Origin of the sequence: Streptomyces sp. NPDC016469 (assembly GCF_040632905.1) — a bacterium.
Classification (GTDB): Bacteria; Actinomycetota; Actinomycetes; order Streptomycetales; family Streptomycetaceae; genus Streptomyces.
This window is the reverse complement of sequence record NZ_JBEYCQ010000006.1, coordinates 121,016-134,017: the sequence shown is the minus strand read 5'-3', so window position 1 is coordinate 134,017 and position 13,002 is coordinate 121,016. Positions and strand designations below refer to the sequence as shown.

Sequence of the window (13,002 nt, the reverse complement as noted above, 5' to 3'; positions counted from 1 at the left end):
TGGCGCCGACGCGGCGACGGCCGCGGCGCCGACGAGCCCGGCGTCCAGCGCCAGACCGGCGGGCACCACGGCGATGTCCCGTACGAAGTCGAGTACGGCGTAGTCGGCCAAGCGGCGCCGCAGCGGAGCGAACAGGACCTCGCCCGCCTGGGCCACCCCGCCCCCGATGACCACACGGTCCAGCTCCACGAGCGCAGCCGTCGCGGCGATCGCGGCGGCCAGGGCCTGCGCGGCGCGCTCGTAGGCCGAGCGCGCCCGGTCGTCGCCGCCCCGGGCGGCCTCGGCGACCGCCGCCGCGGTGGGCGCCACGCCGGGCGGCGCGGTCCAGCCGAGGGCACGGGCACGGGCCGCGATGGCCGTCCCGCTGGCGAAGGTCTCCACACAGCCCGGCGCTCCGCAGGGGCAGCGGGGGCCGTCGAGATCGACCGTGATGTGGCCGATGTGCCCGGCGTTGCCCGTACGGCCGCCGTGGACCCTGCCGTCCAGGACCAGACCGCCTCCGACGCCCGTCGAGACCACCATGCACAGGGCGTTGGCGACACCGCGTGCGGCGCCGAGCCAGTGCTCCGCGGCGGTCATGGCCACGGCGTCCCCGACGAGGACGGGCGTGACGCCCGCCGGGGTCGCCGGATGGCCGCGGACGAGCTCGACCAGCGGGAACTCCCGCCATGCCGGGATGTTCACCGGGCTGACGGTGCCACGGGCCGTGTCGACCGGCCCCGCGCTGGCGATCCCGAGGCATGTGACACCGGCCCACGCCGGATGGGCCGCGAGTTCGTCCTGTACGGCCGCGACGGCGGCGGCCAGCTCCTCGGCGGGCCGCCGGGCGGGGGTGGGCCGCTGCACCCGCGCGAGCAGGCGTCCGCTCCCGTCGACGAGGGCCCCGGCGATCTTGGTCCCGCCTATGTCAAATGCTCCGTACACCATTACCTGTTCCGCCCTTCCGCGCCGGGACGCACATCGCCCCAGCCGTACTCTGCCCCGGACCTGACAACGTTGTCTAGCCTGCCGGTTTAGTTGAGCAATGGTTTAGTAAATTACGCCTCCCCGGCTGCCTTTACGCGCACCCCCGAATGCACCTCCAGCAGCCTGGATATCGTCCGACCGCTTATCCAGAAGGCGGCCACGGATGAAATACGAGCGACACGTCTATTGACATGAATGGAACATCAAGTGCCTCATATGAGTGCACCGCCGGGCCGGCGCCAGACACTGCGCGGCGACCCCTGATCCCCTTTGCGCAGAGCCAGGTTGACCACCCGTCAGTCCTGCGCCCGGCCACACCCTCGGCCGCCCGCCCGACCACCCGGCACCCGCCCGTCACCGAGTTCCCCACGCCTCCTGACAACGTTGTCCTCAACGTGGGTGCGCCGGACCACGTCGAGCGGCCGCGGACGTCCCACCCATGCCCCCTTGAGGAGAGCCCATGAAGAAACCACCCGGAAGCTCCCTGCTCGCGACCGTCACGGCCCTGGCCGTCGGAGTGGCCGGCGCCCTGTTGTCCGTCCTCGGTCCCGCCGGCGCCGCGCAGGCCGCCGGCACCGGCCTCCACGTCAGCGACGGACGGCTGTACGAGGCCAACGGCAACGCGTTCGTGATGCGCGGCGTCAACCACGCGTACGCCTGGTATCCGGAGCGGACCACCGCCATCTCCGACATCGCCGCCAAGGGAGCCAACACGGTCCGCGTGGTCCTGGGCAGCGGCGACCGCTGGACGAAGACCACCACATCGGAGGTGTCCTCGCTCATCGCGCAGTGCAAGGCCGCGAAGGTCATCTGCGTGCTGGAGGCGCACGACACCACCGGCTACGGCGAGGACTCGGCCGCCACCTCGCTGGACAGGGCGGCCGACTACTGGATCGGCGTCAAGAGCGCGCTGGAAGGCCAGGAGGACTACGTCGTCGTCAACATCGGCAACGAGCCGTTCGGCAACACCGGCTACACCGGGTGGACCTCGGCCACCAAGAACGCCATCGGCAAGCTGCGCGCCGCCGGGCTGCGGCACGCCCTCATGGTGGACGCTCCGAACTGGGGCCAGGACTGGTCCGGCACCATGCGGGACAACGCCGCTTCGGTCTTCGCCTCCGACCCGGACCGCAACACCGTCTTCTCCATCCACATGTACGGCGTGTACGACACGGCCACCGAAGTGCGGGACTACCTGAACCACTTCGTGGACAACGGGCTTCCCGTCGTCGTGGGCGAGTTCGGCAACGCGCACAGCGACGGAAACCCCGACGAGGACGCCATCATGGCCACCGCCCAGGCGCTGCGGGTCGGCTACATCGGCTGGTCGTGGAGCGGCAACGGCGGCGGGGTCGAGTACCTCGACCTCGTCAACGGATTCAATCCGAACTCGCTGACCGGCTGGGGCGACCGTCTCTTCAACGGCAGCAACGGCATCGTCGCCACCTCCGTCCGCGCCACGGTCTACGGCAGCGGTTCGAGCGGCGGTGACGGGGGCACCGGCACGGGCACGGCACCGAACGGATACCCCTACTGCGCCGCCGCCTCCTCCGACCCCGACGGAGACGGCTGGGGCTGGGAGAACAACCGCTCCTGCGTCGTACGGGGCAGCGCGCCGGACACGGGTGCCGGCACGGGTACGGCTCCGAACGGATACCCGTACTGCGCCGCCGCCTCCTCCGACCCCGACGGAGACGGCTGGGGCTGGGAGAACAGCCGCTCCTGCGTCGTACGGGGCAGCCGGGCCGACGCCTGACGGGCAGGGGCCCGCCGGCCGGCGCGGAGGCGTCGGCCGGCGGGCCCCGCGGCGCAAAAGAGGGCAACCTGCCCCCGGAAGGTGATGGACCGCGCGGATTCGGGAACCCGTTCCGTCGTCCCGCCCTCACGCGAAAGGTCCGGCCCATGACCAGCGAACAGACCAGCACGCTCGGCCCCGACAGCGATCTCACCGAGGTCTTCGAGCTCGCCCAGCAGCTGCGGGTGGACTCGGTGCGCGCCAGCACCTCGGCGGGGTCCGGCCACCCCACGTCCAGCCTGTCGGCGGCCGATCTGATGGCGGTCCTCATGACCCGGCATCTGCGGTACGACTGGGCCGCGCCCGAGAACCCGGCCGGTGACCACCTGGTCTTCTCCAAGGGCCACGCCTCGCCCCTCCTCTACGCCATGTTCAAGGCGGCCGGTGCCGTCACCGACGAGGAGCTGATGACGACGTACCGCCGCTTCGGCCACCGGCTCCAGGGCCACCCCACGCCCGAGCTGCCCTGGGTGGACGTGGCGACCGGCTCGCTGGGCCAGGGCATCGCCTACGGCGTGGGCATCGCGCTCGCCGGGCGGGACCTGGAGCAGCAGCCGTACCGGGTGTGGGTGCTGTGCGGGGACAGCGAGATGGCCGAGGGGTCCGTCTGGGAGGCCCTGGACAAGGCCGGCCAGCACCAGCTGGGCAACTTCACCGCGATCATCGACGTCAACCGCCTCGGCCAGTCCGGCCCCACCGAGCTGGGGTGGGACACCGGCACCTACGCGCGCCGCGTCGAGGCGTTCGGCTGCCGGGCCCTCGTGGTCGACGGCCACGACCTGGCCGAGGTCGACCGGGCCCTGCAGACGGCGGCGGACGGCAGCGCCCCCACCGTGATCGTCGCGAAGACCGTCAAGGGGCGCGGGGTCGGCGAGGTCGCCGACAAGGAGGGCTGGCACGGCAAGCCGCTCCCCGAGGACCTGGCCGAGCGCGCGATCGAGGAGCTGGGCGGCGTCCGCGATCTGCGGGTCGAGGGGCCCCGGCCACCGAAGGCCGCCCCCGCCGCGAAGCGGACCGGCGGAGCCGTGGAGCTGCCGCGCTTCGAGAAGGGCGACGAGGTCGCCACCCGGGTCGCCTTCGGCAAGGCACTGGTGGCACTCGGGGTACGGCCCGATGTCGTCGCCCTGGACGCCGAGGTCGGCAACTCCACGCACTCGGAGGACTTCAAGAAGGCGTACCCGGACCGCTTCTTCCAGACGTACATCGCGGAACAGCAGATGGTCGCCGAGGCCGTCGGCATGGCCGTGCGCGGCTTCCGCCCGTACGCGACGACATTCGCGGCGTTCCTCACCCGGGCGCACGACTTCATCCGCATGGCGGCGGTCTCGGACATCACGATGGCGCTCTGCGGAACGCACAGCGGGGTGGAGATCGGCGCGGACGGGCCCTCGCAGATGGGCGTCGAGGACCTGGCGATGATGCGCGCGGTGCGCGGCTCCACCGTGCTGTACCCGAGCGACGCGACCTCGGCGGCGGCCCTGACCGTGGCCATGGCGGACATCGACGGGATCTCGTACCTGCGCACCACGCGCGGCGCCTACCCCGTGCTGTACGGGAGCGAGGAGACGTTCCCGGTGGGCGGCTCCAAGACACTGCGCCACGGCGACGACGACCAGGTCACCCTGGTCAGCGCCGGGGTCACGCTGCACGAGTGCCTGGCCGCGGCCGACCGGCTGGCGGAGGACGGCGTACGGGCCCGGGTCATCGACCTCTACTCCGTCAAGCCGATCGACGCCGAGGCCCTGGACCGCGCGGCCCGCGAGACCGGGGCCCTGGTCGTGGTGGAGGACCACCACCCGGAGGGCGGTATCGGCGAGGCGGTGCTCTCGGCGCTGGCGGCGTCCGGCAGCCACCCCGCGTTCGCCCACCTCGCGGGCAGCGACCTGCCGGGGTCCGGCACCACGGCGGAGCTGCTCGACGCGGCGGGAATCTCCCGCGACCACATCGCGGACGCGGCCCGCCGCCTGGTCAAGTAGTCGGCGTCAGCGCATCTCCGCGGTGACCGCCCAGCGTTCGTGGTCGCGCCAGGCGCCGTCGATGTACAGGAAGTCCGGCGAATAGCCTTCGAGCCGGAAGCCCGCCCGGCGCACGAGCGCGATCGACCCCGCGTTGTCCGGCTGGACGTTGGCCTCCAGGCGGTGCAGGGCGAGCGGCCCGAAGGCGTGGTCCAGAACGAGGCCCAGTGCCTCGCCCATGAGGCCGCGCCCGGCCGCGTGTCCGAAGGCGCCGTAGCCGAGGGCACCGCAGCGGAAGGCTCCGGCGACGATGTTGTTGATGTTGATGAATCCGGCGATCGCCCCGGCCGCGTCCCGTTCGCACACGAGGAACCCGGCCCGCGTCGGGTCCTCGATGAGCGCGCCCGCGTAGGCGGCGTAGGTCTCGGGCGTGGTGGGCGGGAACAGCCAGGGCCGGTGCAGGCCGGTGCTCTCCCGGGCCCGGGCGGTGAACTCGCCGGCGTCTCCCGGAGTGAAGGGGCGGATCGCCGTGCGCGGCCCCTCGGCGAGATAGCGGGTGTCGGACATCGTCCCAGCCTAGAACGGCCGTGCGGGCAGGGCCTGTGCACCCTGCCCGCACGGCCGTCGCCGTGCTTCTACTTGGGCCGCCTGCGGAAGACATAGGCGCCGCACGCCATGCCTGCCAGGAACATCACGACCAGCCATACGTAGAGCGGCGCCGTCACCAGCGGGACGATGAGGCGGACCTCGACGTCCTTGGTGTTCTCGGCGATGAACACGATCGACAGGACCGCGATCACGAGGACCAGGATGCGGGCCGGGGTGAAGGCCCCGCTGCCGCTCTTCCCGCTGCTCGACACGTCCTTCGGGCTCATGAGCAGCCCCTTTCCCGGCCCTGGTACGGCCGTCGCCCGGGGCTCCAGGATGGCTCCGACCCCGTCCCCGCAGGTGGAGTTGTTCGGCCATTCGGGTGACGGGGGCAGGGGCATCGGCAGGTCAGAGCAGTGCCGGCACCTCGACCGTGAGGGTGGCCGGGCCGCCGTCCGCCGGGGCGTCGAGCACGGCCGGCACACCGAGCGGGACGGTGATCCCGGTGGGCCCGTGCCCGAAGCCCAGCTCCTCCACGACCGGGACGCCCAGCGCACCCAGCCGGTCCGCGAGCACCGCCCGCACCTTCTCGTACGGTCCGCACCCCGCCCAGGACCCGCAGGCCACCCCGGCGACACCGTCGAGCGCCCCGGCCCGCAGCAGCTGGGTGAGGATGCGGTCCAGGCTGTACGGGTCCTCGGTGGTGTCCTCGATGACGAGCAGCCCGCCCCGGGCGGAGCGACGGCCGTGCGGGGTGCCGAGGTCCGCGGCGAGCAGGCTCACGCAGCCGCCGTACGTGATGCCGCGCGCCCGGCCCGGCACCAGCGCCCGCGCCTCCTCCAGGCCCAGGGTCAGCCGGCTCCCGGGCTCGAAGAGCGTGGCCCGGAGGGACTCCTGGGTGCGGGGGTCCTTGAGGAAGGTCTCGGTGCCCGCCATCGGCCCGTGCAGGGTGGCGAACCCGGCCCGCAGCGCGAACGCCTCGTGGAGCACGGTGACATCGCTGTAGCCGACGAACACCTTGGGCCCGGCCGCGCGCACCGCCGCCCAGTCCACCAGGTCGACCATGCGGTGCGCCCCGTACCCGCCGCGCGCGCAGATCACCGCGTCCACCGCCGGGTCGCACCACGCGTCCTGGAGGTCCCGGGCCCGGTCCTCGTCCGCCCCGGCGAGGTAGTCCACGTCCCGGTGGACGTCCAGCACATGGGGCATCGGCACGGGGTCGAGGCCCCAGCCGCGCAGGATGTCCAGGCCGGATTCCAGCCGGTCGGCGGGGACGGGCCCGCTCGGCGATACGACGGCGACCCTGGCCCCGGGGCGCAGCCGGGCGGGGCGGGCCAGCGGGGTGAGGGTCACCGCTTCAGCTCCAGGACGGGCACGTCGGGCCGGTCGAAGCCGAACACCTGCGCGTACAGGGAGAGTTCGGACTCCAGCGCGTCGATCATCGTGCCGGCCCGGCGGAAGCCGTGACCCTCGCCCGGGTACGTGCGGTAGGCGTGCGGGATGCCTCGCCCCTCGACCGCGGCGAGGAAGCGCTCGCACTGCACGGGCGGGCAGATGGGGTCGTCCTCGCCCTGGAGCAGCAGGAACGGCACGGTGAGCCGGTCGGTGCGGGCGACCGGGGAGCGTTCGCGGTAGCGCTCGGGGACCTCGGCGAGGGGGCCGATCAGCGATTCCAGGTACTGGGACTCGAAGTCGTGGGTCTCGTCGGTGCCCCAGCCGGTGAGGTCGAGGATCGGGTAGATGATGGTGCCGCAGGCGTAGACGTCGGTGCCGGTGAGCGAGGCGGCACTGGTCCAGCCGCCGGCGCTGCCGCCCCGGATGGCGAGCCGGTCCGGGTCGGCGGTGCCCTCGGCGGCCAGCGTCCCGGCGACGGCGGCGCAGTCCTCCACGTCCACGACGCCCCACTGCTCGCGCAGCCGGTTGCGGTACGCGCGGCCATATCCGGCGGAGCCCCCGTAGTTGACCTCGGCGACGCCGATGCCGCGCGAGGTGAAGAAGGCGATCTCCAGATCGAGAACCAGCGAGGCGTGCCCGGTGGGGCCGCCGTGGGCCCACACGACGTAGGGCGGCAACTCGCCTTCCGGCCCGCCGTGTTCGGGGTTGCGCGGCGGGTAGATCTGGGCGTGGATCTCGCGTCCGCCGGGTCCGGTGAAGGTGCGCAGGACGGGTTCCGGGTAGTACGCCGGGTCGACGGCGTCCTCGTGCGGGGTGCCGATGGTCCGGGTGTGGCCGGTCGCGGTGTCCAGCTCCACGATCTCGTAGCCGCTGTGCGGGCTCGCGGCGACGCCGGTGACACGGGAGCCGCGCACGGTGAGCGTCGGCACCCATTCGGTCCAGGGGCCGGCGATGTCGACCAGGTCGCAGGTCTCCGGGTCGAGTATGCCGAGGGTGGTGGTGCCCTTGCCGTGGAGGACGGCGATCAGCCCGTTGTCCAGGGGGCGGAACCAGACGAGCCCGATCTTCCACAGCGGTCCGGCGAACTCCTCCTCGCGGGGGCACAGTTCGCGGGTGTCACCGGTGTCCGGGTCGAGCAGGCACAGGTTCCACCAGCCGGTGCGGTCGCTCGCCAGGAGCAGCCGCCCGTCGGCAGTCCACTGGACCTGGGGCACGGATTCCTCGGGGCCACCGGCGACGGCCCGGACGCCTTGGAAGGTGCCGTCGTCGCCGATGTCCGCGACCAGCACTTCGGTGCCGTCCCAGGGCATGCGCGGGTGGTCCCAGCCGATCCAGGCGGCGCGCCGCCCGTCGGGCGACACCTCGGGGCCGGTGACGAACCGGTGCCGCCCGTGCTCGAGTTCGCGTACGGCGGACCGGTCGCCGGCCGCCGATCCGTCCAGGGGCACGGCGGCGAGGACCCGGCGCAGCTGGGTGGGCGCGTCGCCGGTGAACTCCTCCAGGACGCACCACACCTCGCCGGCGGCGCCCCGGCCGGGGTGGAGGCGCGGGTCCACCCAGCGGAGGCCGCCGCCGACGGAGGAGAGCGGGGTGAGCGGCCACGGCTCGCGGTCGCCGTCGGGCTCGTAGGCGTACAGCCGCTGGTCGGCGAAGTGGACGAAGACGACCAGGGGGCCGCCCTCCGCCCGCTCGGTGCCGGTCCAGGGCTGTCCGCCGTACTCGATGACACGGCTGCGGACGTCCCAGGGGGCGGGCAGTTCGGTGGTGGTGCCGTCGGCGGTGCGGCGGACCAGGGCGCGCCGGCCGGCTTCGGCGGGGCGCGGTTCGGTCCACCACAGCTCGTCGCCGACCGCGCCGGTGAACTCGGGCCGACCGTCGTGGGAGGCGGCCAGTGCGGCGTCGATCGGTGAGGGCCAGCTGCCGTGGGGCTGTGCGGTGGGCATGGGTGTCGGTCTCCCCCGAGTGGGTCAGGCGGTGCGCAGGTAGTGGTCCAGGACCCGGACGCCGAAGTGCAGCGCGTCGACGGGGACGCGTTCGTCCACGCCGTGGAAGAGGGCCTGGTAGTCGAAGCCGACGGGCAGCTTCAGCGGCGAGAAGCCGTAACCGGTGATGCCGAGCCGGGAGAACTGCTTGGCGTCGGTGCCACCGGACATGCAGTAGGGCACGACGTGCCCGTCCGGGTCGAACCGCTCGATGGCGGCCCGGAGTCTGCCGTACGTGGGTGAGTCGACCGGCGCCTGGAGGGCGACCTCGCGGTGGTGGAACTCCCAGTCGACGGAGGGGCCCGTGAGCCGGTCCATCGTGGCGTGGAACTCCTCCTCGCCACCGGGGACGGTCCGGCCGTCGATGTAGGCGGTGGCGTGGCCCGGGATGACGTTGACCTTGTAACCGGCCTCCAGCATCGTCGGATTGGAGCTGTTGCGGACGGTCGGGGCGACGAGCGCGGCGGCCGGTCCGAGCTTGCCGAGGAGTTCGTCGACGTCGAAACCGGGGGCGTCGAGGTCGGGGTGGATGCCGTGGAGCGCGGCGATCTCGGTGAGGGCGGCGCGGACCGTGGGGGTGAGCCGGACGGCCCACTCGTGCTCGCCGATGCGGGCGACGGCGGCGGCGAGCTCGCTGACGGCGTTGGCGCGGTTGACCTTGGAGCCGTGGCCGGCCTTGCCGCGAGCGGTGAGCTTCAGCCAGCCGGTGCCGCGTTCGCCGGCCGCGATGGGGTACAGCGGCATGTTCGGCCCGGCGTGGAACGTGAACGCGCCGGACTCGCTGATGCCCTCCGTACATCCTTCGAAGAGGGCGGCGTGCCGGTCGGCGAGGAAGCCGGAGCCGTCATCGGCGCTGGCCTCCTCGTCGGCGGTGTACGCGATGACGATGTCGCGGCGGGGGCGGATGCCGGCCCGGGCCCAGAACCGGATCACGGCCAGGACCATCGCGTCCATGTTCTTCATGTCGATGGCGCCGCGCCCCCACACGTTCCCGTCGCGGACCTCGCCGGAGAAGGGGTGCACGGTCCAGTCGGCGGCCTCGGCCGGCACCACGTCGAGGTGGCCGTGGACCAGGAGCGCGGGGGCGGACGGGTCGGTGCCGGGAATCCGCGCGACCACGTTGGTACGGCCGGGGGTGCGTTCCAGGAGGGCGGGTTCGAGGCCGGTGGCGGCGAGCCGTTCGGCGACGTACTCGGCGGCGGGGCGTTCGCGGCAGTCGCCGCCGCCCCGGTTGGTGGTGTCGATGCGGATCAGTTCGGAGGTGAACGTCACCGATTCGTCGAGCGCGACGGGGTCGACGGAGTCCTGGGGGGCGGTCGTCTCAGCCATACTGCTCCTCCACGGCGGACGAGACGATGGTCGTCACCGCCTTGAACGTGCGGATACCTTCGTACATCGTCGCGCTGGTGTAGGAGACCCGCCTCTCGCCGCCGGCCGCGACCCCGGGCACGACGGTGGCCGCCGCGGCCAGGTGCTCGGCGTCGAATTCCAGCTCCACGGTGAACGGGCCGCCCTCCACCGGTGTGTACCGCCCGGCCAGGGAGACGGCCTGCGCGGCGGCCGCCCGGATGTCGGCGGCGGTGCGGGCGGGGGTGCGGCAGACCGCGGCGTACCGCGACACATAGTCCTTGACGGCCACCTTCGCCGCGTCGGGGGCGTACCCCTCGGCGTCCACACACGTCAGGTCGTCGCCGGTGACGAGGACCACGGGGACTCCGTATTCGGCGGCTACATGCGCGTTGAGCAGGCCCTCGCTGGCCCTTGCGCCGTTCAGCCAGACCCCGGTGATGGAGTTGGCGAGGTAGGTGTGGGCGAGGACGCCCTCCGTACCGGCCCCCGTGTGGTAGCCGACGAAGGCGACCGCGTCGACGTCGCCGTGCTGGATGCCCTCGACCATGCTGAGCGACTTGTGCTTGCCGGTGAGCATCTGGACGCGGTCGTCCAGTCTCTCCAGGAGCAGGTTGCGCATGGACCAGTGGGCCTCGTTGATCAGCACCTCGTCCGCTCCCCCGTCGTAGAAGCCGAGGGCGGCGGCGTTGACGTCGGAGGTGAACAGGGAGCGGCACCGCTCCCACTGCGGCGTGCCGGGCAGCACGTCGGCCGGCCAGGTCACGCCGGTGGCGCCTTCCATGTCGGCGCTGACGAGGATCTTCATGCGGCCACACGGTACGCGTCGATGAACGCCCAGGCCAGGGGTGCCGAGTACGCCACAGGTCCAATCCAATGACGCCCCCGGCGGCCGGTGCGGGCCGCCGGGGTGCGGGGTCGTCAGCCGCGCTTGGCGCCCTTCAGCAGCTTCTCGATCCGGGCGAGTTCCTTGTCGGTGAAGTCCAGGTTGCGGACCGTCTCGACGTTGTTCTCCAGCTGGGCGACGCTGCTCGCGCCGACCACGGCGGAGGTGACGCGCCCGCCGCGCAGCACCCAGGCCAGGGCCAGCTGGGCGAGCGACTGGCCGCGCGCGGCGGCGAGTTCGTTCAGTTCGCGCAGCCGGGACACCAGGTCCGGGGTGACCGCCTCGGCCGACAGGAAGGGACTGCTGCCGGCGGCTCGGGAGCCCTCCGGGATGCCGTTCAGATAGCGGTCGGAGAGGATGCCCTGTTCCAGCGGCGAGTACGCGATGGAGCCGACGCCCAGCTCGTCCAGGGCGGTGAGCAGTCCGTCCTCGGGCCGGCGGTCGAGCATCGAGTAGCGCGGCTGGTGGATGAGGAGCGGGGTGCCCAGGTCCTTCAGGATGCGGGCGGCCTCGCGGGTCTGCTCGGGTGAGTAGTTGGAGACGCCGACGTAGAGCGCCTTGCCCTGGCGGACCGCCGCGTCGAGTGCGCCCATCGTCTCTTCGAGCGGGGTCTCGGGGTCCGGCCGGTGCGAGTAGAAGATGTCGACGTAGTCCAGGCCGAGCCGGGTGAGGCTCTGGTCCAGCGAGGCCAGCAGGTTCTTGCGCGAACCCCACTCCCCGTACGGGCCGTCCCACATCAGGTAGCCGGCCTTGGTGGAGACGATGATCTCGTCCCGGTGGGCGGCGAAGTCCGTGGCGAGCGCCTTGCCCATCGCGGTCTCGGCGGAGCCGGGCGGCGGGCCGTAGTTGTTGGCCAGGTCGAAGTGGGTGATGCCGAGGTCGAAGGCCCGGCGCAGGATCTCGCCCTGGGTCTGCGGTGTCCGGTCCCCGCCGAAGTTGTGCCACAGGCCGAGCGAGAGGGCGGGCAGCTTCAGGCCGCTGCGCCCGGTACGCCGGTAGGGCATGTTCGCGTAGCGGTCGGCGGACGGGATGTACATACGGGACTCCACAGGAGAGACGTTCGGCTTGGCCCGGACGGGGGTCCGGGCTCCGGTCAAGGCTCGCTCACTTCGATCCAGTAGTCCAACAGGAGATTCCGCTTGGATTCAGGGCCTAGAGTTCTCAATCATGGAGTTGCGCCAGCTGGAACATTTCGTGGCCGTCGCCGAGGAACGGCATTTCACCCGCGCGGCGGAGCGGGTCGCCGTCTCGCAGTCGGGCCTGTCCGCCTCCGTGCGGGCGCTGGAGCAGGAGCTGCGGACGCCGCTGTTCAGCCGGACCACGCGCAGCGTACGGCTGACCGAGGCGGGGCGCGCCCTGCTGGTCGAGGCGGAGCGCACCCTGGCCGGGGTGCGGGCCGCGAAGGAGGCCGTCGACGCGGTACGGGGGCTGCTGCGCGGGACCCTGTCGGTGGGCGTGGAGCAGTGCGTGGCCGGGCTGCGGCTGCCCCGGCTGCTCGCCGCCTTCCACCACGCCCACCCACACATGGAGATCCGGCTGCGTCAGGAGGGCACGGCGCGGCTGGTGGACGGGGTGGCGGGCGGGCGGCTCGACATCGCCTTCGCCGCGACGGTGGATCCTGCGGGCTGGCGCGGGGAGCTGGTCCCGCTGGCCCGGGAGCCCATGGTGCTGCTGTGCGCGCCGGGCCACCGGCTGGCGGCGGCGGACCGGGCGGGCTGGGCGGAGCTGGCCGGTGAGCCGTTCATCGACTTCCATCCGGACTTCGGTCCGCGCCGCGCGGCCGACGCGGCGTTCACGGCGGCCGGGGTGCGGCGCACGGTGGCCCTGGAGGTGACCGACGTCCACAGCCTGCTGGAGCTGGTGCACGAGCAGCTGGGCATCGCCCTCGTGCCGCACCACTTCTCCCGCAAGCCCGAGGCGCGCGGCCTCGTCGCGGTGCGGCCCGAGGGCGCCGGCGAGGCGTACTACGAGAGTGCCGTGGTGCTCCCCGAGGCGCGGGCGCTGAGCCCGGGGGCGCGGGCCCTCATGGCACTGCTCCGGGACGAGACGGGGAGCTGAGGCCGGGGGCGTACGAGCCCCCGGCCCGGG

General features: G+C 72.9%; 11 protein-coding genes. 3 read left to right on the top strand and 8 right to left on the bottom strand.

From position 1 onward, the window contains the following. Nucleotides 1–927, bottom strand: a 927-nt coding sequence (locus ABZ565_RS08730; protein ID WP_361022232.1) for an ROK family protein, incomplete at its 3' end; no start/stop codon positions are given. A gap of 499 nt (nucleotides 928–1,426) precedes the next feature. Between ABZ565_RS08730 and ABZ565_RS08725 the strand changes: the two genes are divergently transcribed. Beyond that, nucleotides 1,427–2,722 (top strand): cellulase family glycosylhydrolase, encoded by a 1,296-nt coding sequence (locus ABZ565_RS08725; RefSeq protein ID WP_361022229.1) that lies wholly within the window; start codon nucleotides 1,427–1,429, stop codon nucleotides 2,720–2,722. Between the two features lie 146 nt (nucleotides 2,723–2,868). Continuing rightward, nucleotides 2,869–4,737, top strand: a complete 1,869-nt coding sequence (locus ABZ565_RS08720; RefSeq protein ID WP_361022226.1) for a transketolase — start codon at nucleotides 2,869–2,871, stop codon at nucleotides 4,735–4,737. 6 nt (nucleotides 4,738–4,743) lie between these two features. On the opposite strand, the gene ABZ565_RS08715 is transcribed toward ABZ565_RS08720, so the two are convergent. From ABZ565_RS08715 to ABZ565_RS08685, 7 genes are all read right to left on the bottom strand, one after another. After that, nucleotides 4,744–5,283, bottom strand: coding sequence for a GNAT family protein (locus tag ABZ565_RS08715; protein ID WP_361022223.1), 540 nt, complete (start codon nucleotides 5,281–5,283; stop codon nucleotides 4,744–4,746). Nucleotides 5,284–5,351: 68 nt separating this feature from the next. Next, nucleotides 5,352–5,591, bottom strand: a complete 240-nt coding sequence (locus ABZ565_RS08710; protein WP_361022219.1) for a DUF1049 domain-containing protein — start codon at nucleotides 5,589–5,591, stop codon at nucleotides 5,352–5,354. A gap of 121 nt (nucleotides 5,592–5,712) precedes the next feature. Further along, the gene (locus tag ABZ565_RS08705) at nucleotides 5,713–6,657 is read right to left on the bottom strand and encodes an LD-carboxypeptidase (protein ID WP_361022216.1); all 945 of its coding nucleotides are present in this window, start codon (nucleotides 6,655–6,657) and stop codon (nucleotides 5,713–5,715) included. Further along, nucleotides 6,654–8,642 carry a prolyl oligopeptidase family serine peptidase gene (locus tag ABZ565_RS08700; protein WP_361022213.1) on the bottom strand — a complete coding sequence of 663 codons (1,989 nt, stop codon included), beginning with the start codon at nucleotides 8,640–8,642 and terminating at the stop codon, nucleotides 6,654–6,656. The genes ABZ565_RS08705 and ABZ565_RS08700 overlap by 4 nt, the downstream gene beginning before the upstream one ends. Before the next feature lie 24 nt (nucleotides 8,643–8,666). Continuing rightward, entirely contained in the window at nucleotides 8,667–10,010 is a 1,344-nt protein-coding gene (locus ABZ565_RS08695; RefSeq protein WP_361022210.1) for a M20/M25/M40 family metallo-hydrolase, read from the bottom strand. Next, nucleotides 10,003–10,836 carry a M55 family metallopeptidase gene (locus tag ABZ565_RS08690; RefSeq protein WP_361022207.1) on the bottom strand — a complete coding sequence of 278 codons (834 nt, stop codon included), beginning with the start codon at nucleotides 10,834–10,836 and terminating at the stop codon, nucleotides 10,003–10,005. Before ABZ565_RS08690 ends, ABZ565_RS08695 begins: the two co-directional genes overlap by 8 nt. Nucleotides 10,837–10,949: 113 nt before the next feature. Next, nucleotides 10,950–11,951: an aldo/keto reductase gene (locus ABZ565_RS08685; RefSeq protein ID WP_361022204.1), complete on the bottom strand. Its 1,002-nt coding sequence runs from the start codon at nucleotides 11,949–11,951 to the stop codon at nucleotides 10,950–10,952. Nucleotides 11,952–12,081: 130 nt separating this feature from the next. Here ABZ565_RS08685 and ABZ565_RS08680 point away from each other — a divergent pair, with 130 nt between their 5' ends. After that, complete coding sequence (locus ABZ565_RS08680) at nucleotides 12,082–12,972, top strand: LysR family transcriptional regulator (RefSeq protein WP_361022201.1); 891 nt, start codon at nucleotides 12,082–12,084, stop codon at nucleotides 12,970–12,972. The last annotated feature ends 30 nt before the right edge of the window (nucleotides 12,973–13,002 follow it).

Excerpts from the sequence above, each read along its gene's own strand:
- ABZ565_RS08700 (WP_361022213.1), bottom strand. The coding sequence starts at position 8,642 with ATGCCCACCGCACAGCCCCACGGCAGCTGGCCCTCACCGATCGACGCC.
- ABZ565_RS08715 (WP_361022223.1), bottom strand. The coding sequence starts at position 5,283 with ATGTCCGACACCCGCTATCTCGCCGAGGGGCCGCGCACGGCGATCCGC.
- ABZ565_RS08695 (WP_361022210.1), bottom strand. The coding sequence starts at position 10,010 with ATGGCTGAGACGACCGCCCCCCAGGACTCCGTCGACCCCGTCGCGCTC.
- ABZ565_RS08690 (WP_361022207.1), bottom strand. The coding sequence starts at position 10,836 with ATGAAGATCCTCGTCAGCGCCGACATGGAAGGCGCCACCGGCGTGACC.
- ABZ565_RS08720 (WP_361022226.1), top strand. The coding sequence starts at position 2,869 with ATGACCAGCGAACAGACCAGCACGCTCGGCCCCGACAGCGATCTCACC.
- ABZ565_RS08725 (WP_361022229.1), top strand. The coding sequence starts at position 1,427 with ATGAAGAAACCACCCGGAAGCTCCCTGCTCGCGACCGTCACGGCCCTG.
- ABZ565_RS08710 (WP_361022219.1), bottom strand. The coding sequence starts at position 5,591 with ATGAGCCCGAAGGACGTGTCGAGCAGCGGGAAGAGCGGCAGCGGGGCC.
- ABZ565_RS08685 (WP_361022204.1), bottom strand. The coding sequence starts at position 11,951 with ATGTACATCCCGTCCGCCGACCGCTACGCGAACATGCCCTACCGGCGT.
- ABZ565_RS08680 (WP_361022201.1), top strand. The coding sequence starts at position 12,082 with ATGGAGTTGCGCCAGCTGGAACATTTCGTGGCCGTCGCCGAGGAACGG.